The following is a 17,468-nucleotide window of genomic DNA, read 5'->3' on the forward strand; positions in this document are numbered from 1 at the left end:
GTGTTACTGGTGGGAAACGGTACTCAACAGTCCAGACCGGGTGAATACCGACCGTGCCGCTCTCACGTTGGCGCCGCCGGGGGCCCACCGGTGTGAACCCGGACACAGTGCCGGTCACCTCAGGGATCCCGTCCGTTCCTCCCGCGTTCTCCTCCCCGTGCGAGGCGGAACGAAATTCGTTTCCGATACCCAATCGAGACCGCGCCGGTCGGAAAACGGCACCGGTCGTCAGCTGTCGCAGTCGGGCACGCAAAGACGCCGCGAGATGGAGCTGAGGAAGATGTCGCCGATCTCGTCGGGGTCGTCGGTGACGAACAGCGAACCGCTGGTGGCGGCCGCGATCTGCCGCAGCTCCTCCTCCGCGACCTGCTGCTCACGCGACCCGAAGGCGATGATGAACATGCTGACCGGCCGCTCGGGGTCGAAGCGGTCCTGGAGCGCCGCCACCAGGTCCGCGTGCGTGATGTCGCTGGACCCCTCGTCCTGACCGGCGGTGAGCAGGATGACGCTGTTGATCTTGTCCTCGTCGTAGTCGTCCTGCACCCGGTCGTAGGCGGCCAGGATGTTGTCGTACAGGCGCGAACCGCCGCCGCGGACCGCGATCTCCTCGGCCACCCCGATGAGTTCCCGGCGACGGGTGGCGGTGTCGCCCTGCTCCGTCCCGCCCAGGGGGTGCATGTCCGCGGCCTCCACGCGGCCGCTCGCGTTCTCGTCCGACATCAGCCACAGACCCATGTCGGTCTCGTCGGGGAACAGCGACAGGCCCATGAGCGCCGCCTGCTGGGCGACCTCCATCCGGGTCGGGCCCCCGTCGAGGTCCTCCGCCATGTTCGCGGAGGTGTCGGCGAGCACCAGGGTGCGGCTGGGCATCGACAGCCGGTTCCAGTCGGTGACCGAGGCCAGCAGGGCGTCCCCGGTCAGGTCGTCGTGGGTGGGCGGCTCCTCGGCGGTCACACCGAACCCGTCGGGGTCCGCACCGGCCGCGCCGGACAGGGTGCCGTCGGGGTCGCGGAAACCGAGCTCCCGGAGCCGGGCGCGGTAGGAGTCCTGGCGCAGCACCTCGTGCAGGTCGGCGGCCGCGGACCGCAGCGAGGCCGTGTCGGTGGTGGTGACGTAGGGGTAGTCGAGGCTGACGGTGCCCTCGGTGGGGTAGTGGGCCTCCAGCGGCGGCGCGGACCCGGCGCGGTCGGCGTTGTAGGACACCACGGCCTGTTCCGGGACGGCGATCAGCGGGTCGACGCGGCCTTCGCCGCCCTCGCCGCTCCCGCCGCCGGTGCGTCCGGAGCTGTAGAAGGTGGCGAGGTCGATCTCGCCGAACGCGCTGTCGAGCTGCACGTCGCGCACGAAGTCGGTCATGGCGGTGTCGGCGCCGTCACCGGTGCCCAGGTGTCGGCGGACCGCGTGCATGACGGCCATACCGTCCGCGCCCCGGTTGGGGTCCACCATCACCAGGGGGCGTTCGCGTTCGTCGGGCAGGACCAGGGGCCACCCGGCCTCGTCGGGCTCGGGCAGGCCCTCGCCGCCCCGCGGCGCGGCCAGGACCACCGGTGAGCTGGCCAGCGAGGGCGGGTCGGTGTCGATGCGGTGCGTGCCGCTCCCGGAGACGCGGGTCAGTTCGACCCAGGCCGAGGACTCGGGCACCCACACGTGCGGGGCGATGGTGGAGTCGCCCGCCTGGCCGCCGGACAGGGCGGTCATGATGCGGTGCGGCGCGATCTCGTCCACCTGCGCGTACACGCACTCCCCGTCGTAACGGGGGCGCTCCTCGTTGAACTCGCCCGCGGCCTCGCGGAGCACGGGCGCGATGCTCTGGGTCGCCGACACGCGCAGGTAGCGGGTGTCGCCGCAGCCGAGCATGTCGAGTCCCACCGGAACCGCGACCGCGGCCACCGCGATCAGGGCGACGGCGATCGCGGTGATCCCCAACGGCGACGCGACCACCCTGCGGGTGTTCGCGGCGGTCGGTGAGGCCTGTCGGTGGCGTCCACTGGGCACGGGCACTCCGGGGGGTGAATACGGGGTCGACGCGGGCCCGCGGGGGCAGGGGTGGAGCAGGGCCCCCGCTGCGCCACGGCGCGGGCTCCGCGGAAGGAGGTGCGAACCCCCGCGCACCCGACGGCGTCACACGGTAGGGAGGACGAACAACCACACCATGAGGCGCGAACGACACTTTTCCAGGACCTTACTCGTTGGTAACGCACGAGAGGAAGCCCCTACCGACCCGACCGGGGTGATCGCTTTGTTACCGTGCCCGTCAAGGGTCACTCGGCGCTCCCCGCTAGGCTTAGGCCCCGCGTCCACACCCAGCCCACACTCCCCAGTGGACGTCCCGTGACACCGACCCCCGAGGGTTTTTGGCATGTCCCCATCGCATCGTGAACACCGGAGCCGAGGCACTCTCGGCACCGCCATGCTCGCTGGAGCGTGCTGCCTCGGCGCGGTCGCCTACGGGGCGATCGTCGGTCCGTCGATGCTGCCGCCGGACCAGCGGGACGTGCAGGCCACCACCGCGATGACCCCGGACCTGGCCCCCGACGCGGATGAGCCCGAGGAGGTCGTGGCGGAGGGGCCGAGCGGTCGGCTCCAGGTCCAGGTGAGCGACCGCGGACGCGCCTGGGTGCAGACGCTGATGTGCACCGGGAACCTGGAGGAGGACCCCGCCGCCTGCGCCGAGCTGGCCCGGGTCGCGGAGGAGTTCCACGCCGACACCGGCGAGCCGGTCACCGTCCAGGAGGAGTCGGTCGACGCCGAGGGCGGCGGTGAGGACGGCGGCGAGGACGGGGCCGGGACCGCGGAGGACGCCGAAGGCGTCGGGGACGAGGCCCAGCCGTCGGAGGCCGTCAACACGGGCAGCGCGCTGCTGTTCACCGAGGTCCGCGAGGGAACCGTGTGCACCGACAAGGTGTACGGCCCCCAGGAGGCCACCATCGTGGGCGTCTGGGAGGGCCAGGAGATCGAGACCACGCTCACCCGCAAGGGCTCCTGCGAGGAGGCGCGCTGGCAGCGCCTGCGCGCCCTCACCGAACAGATCAGCTGACGGACGCGCGGCCGGTCCCGTGACGCGGGACCCTTGTCCACAGGCAGCGATCGGGGCTTTCGGGCGCGTTGGCGCGAACGTAGGCTCGATGACGGGGGCGCCACGCGCCGCCGACGGCAGGGGGTGGTCCCCCCCGTTCTCCAGTGTCCCGCGCCGCCGACCGCGCCACCAGTCCTCCGCGGCCCCTGTGGACGGCCTCGGATCGGATCTCCCGTGAACGGTCTTGGATCGGATCTCCCGTGATCCCTGGGGAGGGCCTCGGGTCGGATCTCCCGTGATCCCTGGGGACGGCCCCGGGCCGGACCTCCCGTCAACCCCGAGGACGGCCCCGGGCCGGGGACCCCGGTGAACCCTGCGGACCGCCTTGGACCGGAACCCCCGCGGACCGGCGATAATCGTCCCCCATGGACGTCATCAAGGTCAGTGACCCCGCCGACCCGCGCCTGGCCGACTACACCCGCCTGCGCGACGTGAACCTGCGCCGCCACCTGGAGGCCGAGCACGGGCTGTTCATGGCCGAGGGCGACAAGGTCATCCGCCGGGCCGCCGCGGCCGGGTTCGAGCCCCGCAGCTTCCTGCTCACCGAACGCCGGGCCGAGGCGCTCGACGACGTGGTCGCCGCCTCCTCCGCGCCGCTGTACGTGGTCGCGGAGGACACCGCCGAGAAGCTCGTCGGCTTCGACCTGCACCGCGGCGCGCTGGCCGCCTTCCACCGCCGCGCCCTGCCCTCACTCGACGACGTCCTGGCCGGGGCGCGCACCATCGTGGTCCTGGAGGACCTGGTGGACCACACCAACGTGGGCGCCATCTTCCGCAGCGCCGCCGGTCTGGGCGTGGACGCGATCGTGCTCGCGCCCCGCTGCGCCGACCCCCTGTACCGGCGCGCGGTCAAGGTGTCCATGGGCGCGGTCTTCACCCTGCCCCACACCCGCCTGGACGACTGGTACGGCGGTCTGGACACCCTGCGCGCGGCGGGGTTCCACCTCATGGCGCTCACACCGGGGGAGGGCTCCCTGCCCCTGCGCGACGCCATGGCCGCCCTCGCGCCGGGCGACCGGGTCGGCCTCCTGCTCGGCACCGAGGGCGACGGGCTCTCCTCCCGCTGGCTGGAACGGGCCACCGCCCGGGTGCACATCCCCATGGCCGACCGCGACGTCGACTCCCTCAACGTCACCGCCGCGGCCGCCATCGCCTGCTACGAGCTCACCCGCTCCACCGGCTGAGCCGGTCGCGCCCCCGGGCGGACCGGTCCGCTCCCCAGACCGAGCCGACCCCTCAGGACGGGCCGCCCCCTCAGACCGGGCCGCCCCCTCAGGACGGGCCGCCCCCGCCCCAGCGGCCGAGCCGACACGCCTTCCGTTCCGCGCAGGTCAGGACCCGCGGCGGCGGCCTCCGCGGCCGTCCCGCTAGGGTGGCGCCTGAGACGGACCGAGGGGAAGGGCGGCGCGACATGGGCGGCCGAACGCTGGTGCAGTGGGAGCAGAACAGGGACAACGCCCCGGACTCCCTGACCGTGGACCTCTACGCGGGGGGAGCGGCGCCCGACAGCGGACTGGACGAGGTCACCTTCTACCAGGTGCCCTACACCCCCTCCACCCAGGGCGTCGACGCGCGGCTCGACATGATCGCGCGGATGCCGTCGCTGGAGGTCGTCCAGATCCTCTCCGCCGGGTACGAGCAGGTGCTCCCGCTGCTGCCGGACCACGTGACCCTGTGCAACGGGCGCGGCCTCCACGACGCCAGCACCGCCGAGCACGCCCTCGCGCTCATCCTGGCCGCCCAGCGGGACCTGCCCCGGTGGGCGCTCGCGCAGAGGGAGCACCACTGGGGCTCCGCCCAGCTGCGCTCCCTGGCCGACTCGCGCGTGGTGATCGTCGGCTACGGCAGCATCGGCCGGGCCGTCGAGAGCCGCCTGCTGCCCTTCGAGGCCGAGGTCGTGCGCGTGGCCAGCCGCGCCCGTCCGGACGAGGGCGTGCACGGCGTGGACGAGCTGCACGCCCTGCTGCCCGGGGCCGACATCGTCGTCCTGGTCACCCCGCTCACCGAGGCCACCCGCGGCCTGTTCGGCGCCCGCGAGTTCGCCCTGCTGCGCGACGACGCCCTCGTGGTCAACGTGGGCCGCGGCCCGGTCCTGGACACCGGCGCCCTGCTGGCGCAGAAGGGCCGGGTGCGGGCCGCCCTCGACGTCACCGACCCCGAGCCCCCGCCCGCGGACCACCCCCTGTGGAGCGCGCCCGGCGTGTTCCTCACCCCGCACGTCGCGGGGGGTTCGGCCGCGTTCTACCCGCGTGCCCGCGCCTTCGTGGACGCCCAGCTCGCCCGCTGGGCCGCCGGTGAGCCGCTGGCCAACGTGGTCCGCACCGGATCCGCCCGCGACCGCTGACACCGCGTCGGTGCGCTCGGCCCGGGCAGGGTGTCACCCGCCCGGGCCCGTACCGCGAGCCCCGGAAAGCAGGACCCGGGCGCCCGCCCCCGTCCTGACGGAACCGGGCAGGGTCTCCCGCGCGGCGCGTCCGCGAAACTGTCGCGGGCAGGCGGCACACTGGGGAGGATGCGGATCGCGGTGGTCGCCGACGGCGAGGGCGGCGGCTGGCTCCAGGAACTGGACGAGGCCCCCGGCCCGATCCGCCGCGTCGGCGACCTCGCCGCCGCCGTGCGCGAGGCCGAGCACGCCCGCCCCCAGCCGCCCCGCTGGGTGTGGTCGGCCGGTGAGGACGTCTACCCCGACCTCGTCCGCGCCGGGGTGCGGGTCTCGCGCTGCCACGACGCCGCGCTCACCGAGGCCCTGCTCCTGGGTTACCACGCCCGCCACGGCGAGGCCTCCTCGCTGGGCGCCGCCTGGGCCCGCCTGCACCGGCTGCCCGTCCCCGACGACCCCGTGCGCCCCCTCGGCGAGGGCGGCACCGCCCACGCCCAGCCCGCGCTCTTCGAGGCCGACCGCTCCACCCTGCCCCCGGGCACCGACCGCCTCGCCGCCCTGGTCGAGGTGCACGCCGACCAGCTGCGGCGCCTCGCGCAGCTCCCCGACCCCGCGCCCGGCCGCATGCGCCTGCTCGCCGCCGTGGAGTCGGCCGGGGGACTGGCCGCCGCGGAGATGAGCCACGACGGCCTGCCCTGGCGGCCCGACGTCCACGACGAAATCCTCACCGGCCTCCTCGGACAGCGGCCCCCCGCCGGGCAGCGCCCGCCCGTCCTCGCCGACCTCGCCGCCCGCATCGGCGAGGCCGTCGGCCGCGAGGTCAACCCCGACTCCCCGGCGCAGGTCCTGCGGGCCATGGCGTGGATCGGCCATCCCGTCGACTCCACCCGCTCCTGGGTCCTGGAGAGGATCGACCACCCCGTCGTCCCGCTCCTGCTGCGCTACAAGGAGCTCTCCCGCCTGCACTCCGCCAACGGCTGGGCGTGGCTGGACACCTGGGTGCGCAGGCGCCCCGGCCCGGACGGGACCACCCTCGGACGCTTCCACCCCGACTACGTGGTCGGCGGCGTGGTGTCGGGCCGCTGGGCCACCCGGGGCGGCGGCGCCCTCCAGATCCCCCGGTCGCTGCGCGGTGCGGTCCGCGCCGACCCGGGCTGGGTCCTCGTCCGCGCCGACGCCGGACAGCTCGAACCCCGCGTGCTCGCCGCCGTCTCCGGTGACGACTCCCTGGCGGCCGCGGCCGCGGAGGAGGACCTGTACGCGCGCCTGGCCGTGCACGTGGGCGGCGACCGCGACCGCGCCAAGATCGGCATGCTCTCGGCCATGTACGGCCAGACCTCCGGCGACGCCGCGCCCCTGCTGGCCACCATGCGCCGCCTCTACCCGCGGGCCCTGGAGTACGTGGACTCCGCCGCGCGCACCGGAGAGGGCGGCGGCATCGTCCGCTCCTGGCTGGGGCGCACCTCGCCCGCCCCCGCGGGGTGGGACGCCGCCGTCTCCGGGCCCGGCGGTGAGCGCCGCCGCCGCGCCCAGGGCCGGTTCACCCGCAACTTCGTCGTCCAGGCCACCGCCGCCGAGTGGGCCCTGGTCCTGCTCGCCTCGCTGCGCCAGCGCCTGCCGGACATGCCCGAGGGGGCGGGGATCGTCTTCTTCGTCCACGACGAGGTCGTGCTGCACGTGCCCGCCGACCTGGCGGAGGAGGCGGTGCGCGCGGTGGCCGAGGCCGAGGCCACGACCCGCGCCACCCTCTTCGGGGACACCCCGGTGCGCTTCCCGCTGACCCCCGTGGTGACGAGGAACATCGGGTGAGCACCGGGTGGCGGTCCGGTATCGGACGGCGTGGGCTTCTTGCAAACTCGTCCGGGTACGCCCATTCTTGGATCCGGAAAGTGCAAAACCGGCAACAGGCCGTACGCCGCAGGGGTCCCCCACCCCCGGTCGGCTCACTCGCAGAAAGGTGAGATCCCCCCGTGCGGAGCCGCTTGAGAACGTGTGCGGGAACCACGGCCGCCTTCGCCGTCGCCTTCACCGCCTTCGGGACCACCCCGGCCTGGGCGGAGCCGGTGGTCGAGGACCGTCCCCCCATCAGCGAACAGCTCTCCTCCGAGGCCTCCGGCGCCACCGCCCCCCGGCAGGAGACGTCCGAGCAGTCCCCCGAGGTCTCCGACTCCCAGTTGCGGCGCGACGCCCACGTCGCCCCCTTCCGCGAGGCCCGCAGCACCGAGTACTTCGCGGTAGCCCCCCGCGCCCTGCCGCGCGAGGCCGTCGAGGCGGTCCGCGGGATCGAGGGCGTCGAGAGCGTCCTGGCCGTGGACGCCGCCCGTGTCGAGATCGAGGGCGAACCCACCTCGGTGCTCGGCGTCAGCCCCTCCAGCTTCCGCAACCACGCCCCCGGGCCCTCGGCCGAGTCCGACGAGATCTGGCAGGGCGTCGCCGAGGGCCACGTCGCCCTGTCCAAGGACGTCGGCACCGAGCGCGGACTGGAGGTCGGCCGCGAGGTCACCGTCGCGGGCGGGCGCGGAGAGGTCCCCCTGGAGGTGTGGACGCACGCCACCTCCGGCATCGCCGGGATCGACGCGCTGGTCTCCCGCGAGCGCGCCGCCGAGCTGGGCATGCCCAGGGGCAACGCCCTGGTGGTCTCGGCGCCCGAGGCCGACCTGGCCGAGCTGCACGAGGCCCTGGCCGAGGCCCTCGGCGAGGACGTCTCCCTCCAGCTCGTCGCCGACTCGCCCGAACCGCTCGTCGAGGGCGAGGCCGTGACCCCCTCGGTCATCGAGCAGGTCATCGACCACGCCGAGAGCCAGCTGGGCGTCCCCTACGTCTGGGGCGGTGAGACCCCGGAGGGCGGTTTCGACTGCTCGGGCCTGCTCCAGTGGGCCTTCGCCCAGGCGGGCGTGTCCATCCCGCGGGTCACCCACGACCAGTGGAACGCCGGACAGCGCGTGGAGTTCGACGACCTCCAGCGCGGCGACCTGCTGTTCTGGCGCACGGACCCCACCGCGCCCGACTACATCTCGCACGTGGCCATCTACCTGGGCGAGGGCATGATGCTGGAGGCGCCGCGCACCGGGCTGGACGTGCGCGTCACCCCGGTGCGCACCGCCAACTACGCCGGAGCCGTGCGCGTCAACACCTGACGCCGCGCGGCCCGAACACGCACACGAAGCGGGCCTTGGCACCACCGCGCCGGTGGTGCCAAGGCCCGCTCGTTCTCCTTGTCCGAAAAACCCAGCCGGGAGGGGAGGGCAGGCCTCGGTCAGGAGGGGGAACAGGGCCGTCACTGAGGGAGGGGGAGACAGCGCACGAACCCTGATGCGGTGGTATTGAGTTCTGACGGAACGCGGTCGGGAGCTTTCCCGGAGTGCCGTCGCACAAGGTCTACATAAGCAGTGACCGGGCGATTTGGCAAGAGCCCAGATCAATGCAGGTAAGCGCTGTCAACCCCCCTGCGCCGCGCATCCCGGGCAGTGCCGCACCGCGTCGCGTGCCGTTTCGTCTTCCTCCGGTCCCCCGCGGTTCAGAGCCGGTTCAGCGGCCGACCGCGTACCCCTGCGAGGCCCGCGCGTCGGCGGCGGCGCGCAGCTCGCCGGTCTCCGGGTCGCGGGCCACGGCGGCCAGGCGCCCCAGGGTCCACTCCTGGGCTACCTGCACCCGGTGGCCGCGCCGACGGAGTTCCTCGACGGTCAGCGCCCCCACGCCCGGTTCCACGACCAGGCCGCCCGGAACCGTCTCGCGGGGGTGGAAGGAGCTGGGGAAGGCGGTGGTGTGGAACATCGGGGTGTCCAGGACCTCCTGGAGGTTCTCCACCCCGTTGAGGATCCGCAGCAGGGCGGTGAACGTCCACTGGTCCTGCTGGTCGCCGCCCGGGGTGCCGATCGCCAGCACGGCCTGGCCGTCCTCCCTGGTCACCAGGGTGGGGGACAGGGTGGTGCGGGGGCGCTTGCGGGGCGCCAGGGCGTTGGGGGAGGCCGGGTCGAGCCAGAACATCTGCGCCCGGGTGCCCAGCGGGAATCCGAGGGCGGGGATGACCGGCGAACTGCTGAGCCAGCCGCCGCTGGGGGTGGCCGAGACCATGTTGCCCCGCGCGTCCACGACGTCCACGTGGCAGGTGTCCCCGCGCAGGTCGGCGGGGTTGGCGACGGCGTCCTGGCGTACCGTGGGCTCGCCCGTGGTGCGGTCGCCGGGGGTGCGGCCCGGCACGTACAGCGGCGGTTCGAAGGGCGTGCGGCCGCCGACGGCGCCGGGGCGCTGCTCCATGCTGGCGCGCGCACCGTCGACCAGTGCCGCGCGGCGCGCGGTGTAGTCGGCGCCCAGCAGCTCCTTGAGGGGCACGTCCGTGAAGTCGGGGTCGCCGTACCAGGCCTCGCGGTCGGCGAAGGCGAGCTTGGCCGCCTCGGTCACCCCGTGCACGAAGTCGGCGCCGACCCCGTCGAGCACGTCGCGGCCGGTGCCCAGGGCCTCGGCCAGGCGCAGCTGCTGGAGCATGACGGGCCCCTGCCCCCACGGGCCGGTCTTGTGCACGGTGTGGGCGCCGTAGGCCGCGCTGGCGGGCTCCTCGTAGGAGGCGCTCCAGTCGGCCATGTCCTGTGCGGTGAGCAGGGCCCGCTGGGGTTCGCCCGTGCCGCTGGGGACGGGCGAGGACAGGAAGTCCCCGACCGCCTCCGCGACGAAGCCCTGCGACCAGGACCGCCGGGCCGCCTCGATCTGCGCCTCGCGGTCGCCTCCCGAAGCCTCGGCCTCGGCGACGATCCGCCGGTAGGCGGCGGCCAGGGCCGGGTTGCGCAGCCGGGAGCCGGGGCGGGGCGCGGCGCCGTGCGGGAGGTAGACGGCCGCCGAACCGGCCCAGTGGCGGGAGAAGACGGGGGAGAGCGCCTCGACGGCGGCGGCGATGCGGTCCAGGACGGGGTAGCCGCGCTCGGCCAGCCCGATGGCGTGGTCGAGGACGTCGCGGACGGTCATGGTGCCGTGGTCGCGCAGCAGCAGCATCCAGGCGTCGAAGGAGCCGGGGACGGTGGCGGCGAGCACGCCGCTGCCGGGGATGCGGTCCATGCCCGCGAAGGCGTCGACGGTCGCCGCGGCGGGGGAGACGCCCTGGCCGCACAGGACGCGGGGGGAGCTTCCGGCGGCCTGGAAGACGACGGGGACCTCCCCGCCGGGGCCGTTGAGGTGGGGCTCGACCACCTGGAGGGTGAACCCCGCGCCGACGGCGGCGTCGAAGGCGTTGCCGCCGCGTTCGAGCAGGGACATGCCGGTGGCGCTGGCCAGCCAGTGGGTGGAGGCGACCATGCCGAAGTCGCCGCGGAGCTGGGGGCGGGTGGTGAAACCGAGGGGCATCTGAGCGGGTCCTCCTCAGGGGGCGGTGGTGGCGGGTCGCCACCGCGGTCCGGTCCAGGCCTGCCCCCGGTGGGGGACGCGGAGGCCGGGAGGGTGACCACGGTCACCCGGACGCGGACTTGAGGTGACGTTACATCATGGGTTGTCCATATGAATGGGTTGATGTCTGGTTCGGGGGAGCGGCGTCCGGCGCCCTGGGAGGGACGGCCGAGCGGGACGCCGGCGGGACGGGTGTCCGCCCTGAGGAGGGCCGCGCCCGAGTGATCGGTGGGACCGCCGTGGGTTCTCCGGGGGGAGGGGCGGGCGCACGGCCGGGGCGGGCGCCGCGGAGTCGTCCACAGGAGGAACCCGGGGCTGGTGCGTGCGCCCGGCCCCGGGTTGACTGGATGCAGGGGGTCCTCAGGGCCCGCCCGCATCGTGCTGCCCGCCGACCGCCGCCTCGCGGCCGGAGGGCGCGGTGCTCAGGAGGTCCCGGTCGGGAAGCTCCACGGCACGGACTGCGCCAGCTCGGCCCACTCCTGGGCGCCGATCGGGTCCAGGACCTCGGCGGCGTCCACCTCCACGGGCAGGGTGGCGTTCACCTCCTCCAGCGTGCGCGCCACGTTCTCCTCGTGCGTGGCGTCGTGCTTCTCGGCCTCCTCCACGAGCACGGCGATCATCTCGCCGAGGTCGGAGATGAGCCCCTCCAGTTCGGTGCGCGACATCTGGACGTCCTCGGCGCAGTGTTCGACGGCGCCGGTCTTGACGCCCTCGTCGCCGTAGTACCAGACGGTGGCCAGCAGGCGGTCGAGGTCCCCGTCGCCGAGCCGTTCCGCGGCCACGGCCCGCTCCACGAACTCCGTGCTGGCCGGGGTCATCTCGCCCAGGCGGGTCTCTCCGGTCCCGAAGCTCACGAACCGGCTGACGACGCACTCCTTGGCCATCCGGACGCGGGTCGCCCCGGGACGCTCGGATCCCGCGGTCCCCCCGGTCTCCGCCGGTGCCTCCTGCGCGCCCTCCCCGGTGGCGGGCTGCTCCTGCGCTGTCTCTCCGCCCTGCTCGGACGGGCTCTCGGGGGTCTGTGAGGTCTCGGAGGTCTGGGCGGCCTCGGGGGTCTCCGGAGTCTCGGGCCGTCCGACCGGGGAGGTGCCCACCGGAGTCCCGTCGGCGGAGGAGGTGCTCTCGTCCGCACCGGCGGGTTCCTGCGACTCCTTCCCCCCGGTCGCCCCGGACGCCGCCTCCGCGGACTCCTGCGGGCTCTCCGCCCCGGCGGGCTCCTGCGCCGCCTCGGCACCGGCCTCGCCGCCGGAGTCACCGTCCGACGCGGCTCCGCCCGTCTCCCCGCCGGACCCCTCGGCGCCGTCCGCCTCGCCGCCGGACCCCTCCTGCGCGGGCTCCTGCGCGTCCGGCTCGTCCTGCGCGGGCTCCTCGGCCGCCGGCTCCTGCGACCCGGGCCCCTCAGGGGCGGGCTCCCCGTTCCCCTCCGCGGGAGCCTCCTCCTTCCTGGTCAGCGACTCCGCCATCCTGACCAGTTCACCGCTGCTCCACTTGTCCGGCTGGAGGTACAGGGCCACGGCCACCCCCGGCTCATCGAGCCAGAAGAGGTCGCCGGTCTCCGGCGACAGGTAGGCCTCACTGCGCAGCGCCTCACCCGAGTCCAGGCGCTCCAGCGTCCTCTCGGGAAGGTGGCCGTACCGGCGCTCGCGCAGGTCGTCGAGCTGCCGCATGCTGTCCGAGCGCAGGATCGAGACCCTGCCGAGCAGCTGGTCGGGTCCGCGCATCCAGGACAGCTGCGACTGCCTGTTGCCCAGCCGGTCGGTCGTGGTCGAGGCGTGTATCCCGTGCCGCTCCAGCTCGGCGGGCAGATAACCGATCTCGTAGCCGTCCAGGCTGTACGAGGAGACGCTCTGGCTGATCTCCGGCCACGCCAGTGTCCGCATGTCCTTCTCGTCGGCCGCCACCGCCCCCGGGAGACCGGCCAGTCCCGACGACGCGATCGCGGCGGCGCCGAGCAGCGCGACCCACCTCTTGTGGTGCTTGCGCATCAGTGTTCCTTCCCATCGACTACTCATAGTGATGTTCGCAGCCTCTGAGTAATCGCTCACGGGCTCGGGGGTCAAAAACCGTACATGAAGTGACCAAATGGATGCATTAAGTGAGAATGTCGTCGAACTGTCGGACACATCACCAGATGATGGGCGGCGGATCACCGGCTGCTCCGCAGACGGTAACCACGGGGTCACCATCCGCACCCAACCTGGGGAAGCAGCCGACAAGTTCACGCGCACTTGGGAGGTCCGGTGCAGCGCATCGGCATCGTCGTCGCAGCCGTGTCGTTCTTCGTCGTCACCGGCGCGAGCGCATCGTCCGCGACACAGGACGCCGACCCCCGGTGGTCGGACGTCACCAGATCCGCAGTCATCGAGTACACGACGACATCCGGACGCCCGCTGATCGCCGTCTCCCACCGCGGAGCCTCCGGTCACGCGCCCGAGAACACCCTGGCCGCCCTCGACGCGGCCGACCGGCTCGGAGCCGAGACCGTGGAGGTCGACGTCCAGCGCACGAAGGACGACGTCCTCGTGCTCATGCACGACACCACCCTCGAACGCACCACCGACGTCGAGGAGGTCTTCCCCGACCGCGGCTCCTACGAGGTCGGAGACTTCACCATGGAGGAGGTCCGCAGGCTCGACGCGGGCGCGTGGTTCGACTCCTCCTTCGACGGCGAGCCCGTCCCCACCTTCGCGGAGGGGCTCGACCGCATGGAGCAGCTGGACCTCAACCTCTTCCTGGAGCTCAAGGAGCCCGGACTCTACCCCGGCATCGAGCAGGAGATCGCCGACGAGCTGACCGAGCGCGGGACCTGGCTGGAACCCAACCCGGACGGTGAGCCCCGCCGCCTCGTCCTGCAGAGCTTCGACTGGGAGGCGGTGCGGCGCTCCAAGGACCTGCTCCCGTCCGTGCCGCACGCCCTGCTCGGGCGGGTCCCCGAGAGCAGCATCGACGAGCACGACTGGGCGCAGATGATCAACCCCAACCACACCACCATCGACGCCGCCTACGTGGAGCGGGTCCACGAGGCGGGGATGGAGATCATGCCCTACACCATCAACGAGCGCTCCCGGATGGACACCGTCCTGGGTTGGAAGGTCGACGGGTTCATCACCGACTACCCCGACGTCGGCCAGGAGGCCATCGCCGCCCAGGCCAAGCGGTCCCGGCCGGTGGTCAGGATCCCCACGCTGCCCCTGCCCCGCTGACCCGCGCCGGTCCGGGAACCGCGTCCGTCCCGCAGGGGGGCGGCGTCCCCGGACCGTGTCCGGAGCGCTCCCTGGCCCCGGGCGGTGTCAGGTGGGATGATCGGTCCGACCCACACGAGGACCCCGCTTCCGGGGAGGCCGCGCCGCGGTCTCCCCGGAAGCGGGGCGTTCGGACCAGGAGGCGGACACCACGTGAGCGATCGGCTGACCATCCCCCGGGAACACGTCGACTGGCGCACCAAGGGCCTGTGGTGGACAGACGCACCGATTCCCCTGGAGGAGTTCGCGGCCCGCCGCGACCACCTGTTCACCGGCCCCTTCACCTGGCCGCTGATGGTCCTGCGCGCCTCCGCGCTGGACCGCAACATCGCCGCGCTCGCCGACTTCGCCGAGCGCCACCGGCTGCTGTTCGCCCCGCACGGCAAGACCTCCATGGCTCCGGCCCTCATCCAGCGCCAGCTGGACGCGGGCGCCTGGGGGGTCTCCGCCGCCAGCGCCAACCAGGTCCTGGACTTCCGGCGGTTCGGCGTGCGCCGGATCCTGCTCGCCAACGAGCTGCTCGACGGCCGGGTGCTGCGCTGGGCGGCCGGTGAGCTGGACGAGGACCCCGACTTCGAGTTCCTCTTCTACGCCGACTCCGCCGAGGGGGTGGCGGTCGCCGCGGAGGCGGCCGCCGACCGGCCCGGGGGAGGCCCCGCAGGGCGGCCCCTGCGGGTGCTGGTCGAGCGGGGGGTCCCCGGCGGGCGCACCGGCTGCCGCACCCGGGAGGAACTGCGCGCGGTGGCCGAGGCCGTCGCCGGGGCGCCGGGCCTGGAACTGGCCGGGGTGGCGGGCTACGAGGGGTCGCTCGGCGACGCCGACGGTGTGCGCGGCTTCCTGCGCGACCTGGTCGGCGACGCCGCGGCGCTGGCCGCCCGGCACGGCCTGGAGAGGCCGGTGCTGTCGGTGGGCGGCAGCGCGTGGTTCGACCTGGTCGCCGAGGAGCTCGGCGGACGCGGGGACGTCCTGCCGATCCTGCGCAGCGGCGCCTACGTGGTCCACGACGACGGACTGTACCGGCGCACCACGCCCTACCGCCGCCTGCCGGAGGGCCCCGACGCGCTGGCCGGAGCCCTGGAGCTGTGGGCCCAGGTGACCTCCGTCCCGGAGGAGGGGCTGGCGATCGTCGGCATGGGGCGACGCGACGCCAACCACGACCAGGGGTTCCCCGTGCCGCGCCGCCTGCGCCGCGCGGACGGCGCCACCGTGGAGGCCGGGGGCACGGAGGTGACCGACCTCAACGACCACCACGCCTACCTGAGGGTCGCGCCGGGGCTGCGGGTCAGCCCCGGCGACCTGGTCTCCTTCGGGATCTCGCACCCGTGCACGGCCTTCGACCGCTGGCGGGTCCTGCCGGTGGTGGACGACGCCGACACCGTGGTGGAGATGGCGGCCACCTACTTCTGATCCCCGGGGACGGCCCCGGGCCCGCGGGGCCCGGTCGCCGCCCCTGTCCGGGGCCCGCAGGCGTCCTCCGCCGCAGGAGCCGGGCCTCCCCGGGCGTGCTCTCCGGGCTCCGGCGCCCCGGGAGCGCCTCCGGCTCCCGGGGCCGCGGGGTCACCCCCAGCCCACCACCCCCGGGCGGGTGTGCCACGGGCGCGGCCCGTCCAGCGGCCGGTACTCCACCCCGGCCGCGTCGAGCCGCTCCAGGTGCCGCCTCAGCCGGGGCTCGAACTCGGCGTAGTCGCGCTCACCGGACGACCACACCTGCTCGGCGAAGGCCGACAGCCTGGGGAAGACCATGTAGTCCAGCCTGCGCGGCGAGTCGATGTGCTCGGTCCACACGTTCACCTGCGCGCCCAGCACGTGCCGGGCCTCCTGCTCGGTCAGCCCCGAGGGGACCGGCTCGGCCAGGTAGACGTCCTCGGTCCGCAGCAGCGTGCCCACCGGGACGGGCTCGTCCCCGGACTCCGACTGCCGGTAGTCCAGGTAGGAGGTGCGGGTGGGGCTCATGACCACGTCGTGACCGGCCCGCGCGGCGGCGACACCGCCTTCCTCGCCGCGCCACGACATCACGGTCGCTCCGGGCGCGAGTCCTCCCTCCAGGATCTCGTCCCAGCCGAGCAGGCGGCGGCCGCGCGAGGTCAGGTGCTCGTCCAGCTGGCGGATGAACCAGCTCTGCAACTCGTCCTCGTCGGCCAGCCCCTCCTCCTTGATCCGCCGCTGGGCCGACGCGCTCGCCCGCCACTGGGTCTTGGGGCACTCGTCGCCGCCCACGTGCACGTACGTGCTCGGGAACAGCTCGATCAGCTCGTCCAGGACGTTCCGGTAGAACTCCAGGACGTTGTCGGTGACCGCGAGGACCTCCTCGAAGATCCCCCACTGGTCGCCGACCGGGATCGGTCCGCACTCGCCCAGCTCGGGGTAGGCGTGGATGGCGGCCTGCGAGTGGCCGGGCACGTCGATCTCGGGGACGACGGCCACGTGCCGGGCGTCGGCGTAGGCGACGATCTCGCGGATGTCGTCCTGGGTGAAGAAGCCGCCGTGCGGGCGCTCGTCGAACACCGGCGGCTTCGCGGCGCCCACCTGGCTCCGGGTCCGCCAGGAGCCCACCTCGGTCAGCTTCGGGTAGCGGCGGATCTCCACGCGCCACCCCTGGTCGTCGGTCAGGTGCAGGTGCAGGACGTTGAGCTTGTGCATGGCCAGCAGGTCGATGAACCGCAGTACCTCGCGCTTGGGCACGAAGTGCCGGGCCACGTCCAGCATCACGCCCCGCCAGCGAAAACGCGGCGCGTCGGTGACGCTCACGGCGGGCAGGGCCCACTCCGCGCCGCCCAGCGGGGCGTCCCGGTAGGCGTCGGCGGGCAGCAGCTGCCGCAGGGTCTGCGCACCGTAGAACACCCCGGCGGGGTCGTTGCCCACGATGATGGCTCCCTCGGCGTCCACGATCAGCCGGTAGCCCTCGCGGCCCAGGCCCGCCTCGGGGTCCACGCTCAGCCGGATCTGCGCGCTGGCCTCGTCGCCGGCGGCCAGGGGGAGGCCGGTGGCCGCTCCGAGTTCACGCTGGAGCCACGCGAGCGTGCCCCGGGCGTCGGGGTCGGCGGACACCCTGGTCGAGGCGGTCAGCGTGAGGCCCCCGGCGTCTCCCGGAGTCGAGGAGTGGGGACGGGGGACGAGGGAGGGGGAAGCGTCGGGCACGGTGAACCGCTCCTATCCGGTCTAGACCAATACCGGCCATAGTGTCACGTGGCTCCCCACGGGCACACCCCCCACGGACAAACGGTCACCCGTACCCCCAGGACGACGGGGTACCGAAATCGGGTCCGGGTAGGTGCGGACGTGGTGGGGTTACCACCACGACGGATGGGGGGCTGGCGTTATCGCCGTGACGCGGGGCCCGTCCGTACCGTTGCCGAGACGGCGGGACACAGGGGGTTCGGCGATGCTCAGGAGGCGG

General features: G+C 73.9%; 11 protein-coding genes. 7 read left to right on the forward strand and 4 right to left on the reverse strand.

Going from position 1 to position 17,468, the window contains the following annotated elements:
- Positions 1–228: 228 nt before the first annotated feature.
- Positions 229–1,995 (reverse strand): substrate-binding domain-containing protein, encoded by a 1,767-nt coding sequence (locus tag EV372_RS17195; protein WP_130396795.1) that lies wholly within the window; start codon positions 1,993–1,995, stop codon positions 229–231.
- A gap of 415 nt (positions 1,996–2,410) precedes the next feature.
- On the opposite strand from EV372_RS17195, the gene EV372_RS17200 reads away from it, so the two are divergent.
- From EV372_RS17200 to EV372_RS17220, 5 genes are all read left to right on the forward strand, one after another.
- Positions 2,411–3,037, forward strand: a complete 627-nt coding sequence (locus tag EV372_RS17200; RefSeq protein WP_486483991.1) for a hypothetical protein — start codon at positions 2,411–2,413, stop codon at positions 3,035–3,037.
- 404 nt (positions 3,038–3,441) lie between these two features.
- Positions 3,442–4,260, forward strand: a complete 819-nt coding sequence (locus EV372_RS17205; RefSeq protein ID WP_130396797.1) for a TrmH family RNA methyltransferase — start codon at positions 3,442–3,444, stop codon at positions 4,258–4,260.
- Between the two features lie 227 nt (positions 4,261–4,487).
- Entirely contained in the window at positions 4,488–5,420 is a 933-nt protein-coding gene (locus EV372_RS17210) for a 2-hydroxyacid dehydrogenase (RefSeq protein WP_130396798.1), read from the forward strand.
- Positions 5,421–5,588: 168 nt separating this feature from the next.
- Positions 5,589–7,265 carry a bifunctional 3'-5' exonuclease/DNA polymerase gene (locus EV372_RS17215; RefSeq protein ID WP_130396799.1) on the forward strand — a complete coding sequence of 559 codons (1,677 nt, stop codon included), beginning with the start codon at positions 5,589–5,591 and terminating at the stop codon, positions 7,263–7,265.
- A 161-nt stretch (positions 7,266–7,426) separates the two neighbouring features.
- Positions 7,427–8,593 carry an NlpC/P60 family protein gene (locus EV372_RS17220; protein ID WP_197044273.1) on the forward strand — a complete coding sequence of 389 codons (1,167 nt, stop codon included), beginning with the start codon at positions 7,427–7,429 and terminating at the stop codon, positions 8,591–8,593.
- A gap of 391 nt (positions 8,594–8,984) precedes the next feature.
- On the opposite strand, the gene EV372_RS17225 is transcribed toward EV372_RS17220, so the two are convergent.
- Positions 8,985–10,790, reverse strand: a complete 1,806-nt coding sequence (locus EV372_RS17225) for a gamma-glutamyltransferase (protein ID WP_130396801.1) — start codon at positions 10,788–10,790, stop codon at positions 8,985–8,987.
- Positions 10,791–11,251: 461 nt separating this feature from the next.
- Complete coding sequence (locus tag EV372_RS17230; protein ID WP_130396802.1) at positions 11,252–12,814, reverse strand: hypothetical protein; 1,563 nt, start codon at positions 12,812–12,814, stop codon at positions 11,252–11,254.
- Positions 12,815–13,069: 255 nt separating this feature from the next.
- On the opposite strand from EV372_RS17230, the gene EV372_RS17235 reads away from it, so the two are divergent.
- Both EV372_RS17235 and EV372_RS17240 read left to right on the forward strand, forming a co-directional pair.
- Positions 13,070–14,032, forward strand: coding sequence for a glycerophosphodiester phosphodiesterase (locus tag EV372_RS17235; protein WP_130396803.1), 963 nt, complete (start codon positions 13,070–13,072; stop codon positions 14,030–14,032).
- 192 nt (positions 14,033–14,224) lie between these two features.
- A complete protein-coding gene (locus tag EV372_RS17240) occupies positions 14,225–15,478 on the forward strand; it encodes an alanine racemase (RefSeq protein ID WP_130396804.1) in 1,254 nt (417 codons plus the stop codon).
- A gap of 150 nt (positions 15,479–15,628) precedes the next feature.
- Here the strand turns inward: EV372_RS17240 and EV372_RS17245 are convergent, their stop codons facing one another.
- Positions 15,629–17,209: a beta-N-acetylhexosaminidase gene (locus tag EV372_RS17245; RefSeq protein WP_130396805.1), complete on the reverse strand. Its 1,581-nt coding sequence runs from the start codon at positions 17,207–17,209 to the stop codon at positions 15,629–15,631.
- Positions 17,210–17,468: the final 259 nt, after the last annotated feature.

It is taken from the genome of Nocardiopsis sp. CNZ308 (assembly GCF_004217075.1).

What these genes read in the sequence shown, in the direction of transcription:
- EV372_RS17205 (WP_130396797.1), top strand. Translation starts at nt 3,442, where the DNA reads ATGGACGTCATCAAGGTCAGTGACCCCGCCGACCCGCGCCTGGCCGAC.
- EV372_RS17210 (WP_130396798.1), top strand. Translation starts at nt 4,488, where the DNA reads ATGGGCGGCCGAACGCTGGTGCAGTGGGAGCAGAACAGGGACAACGCC.
- EV372_RS17200 (WP_486483991.1), top strand. Translation starts at nt 2,411, where the DNA reads ATGCTCGCTGGAGCGTGCTGCCTCGGCGCGGTCGCCTACGGGGCGATC.
- EV372_RS17215 (WP_130396799.1), top strand. Translation starts at nt 5,589, where the DNA reads ATGCGGATCGCGGTGGTCGCCGACGGCGAGGGCGGCGGCTGGCTCCAG.
- EV372_RS17225 (WP_130396801.1), bottom strand. Translation starts at nt 10,790, where the DNA reads ATGCCCCTCGGTTTCACCACCCGCCCCCAGCTCCGCGGCGACTTCGGC.
- EV372_RS17230 (WP_130396802.1), bottom strand. Translation starts at nt 12,814, where the DNA reads ATGCGCAAGCACCACAAGAGGTGGGTCGCGCTGCTCGGCGCCGCCGCG.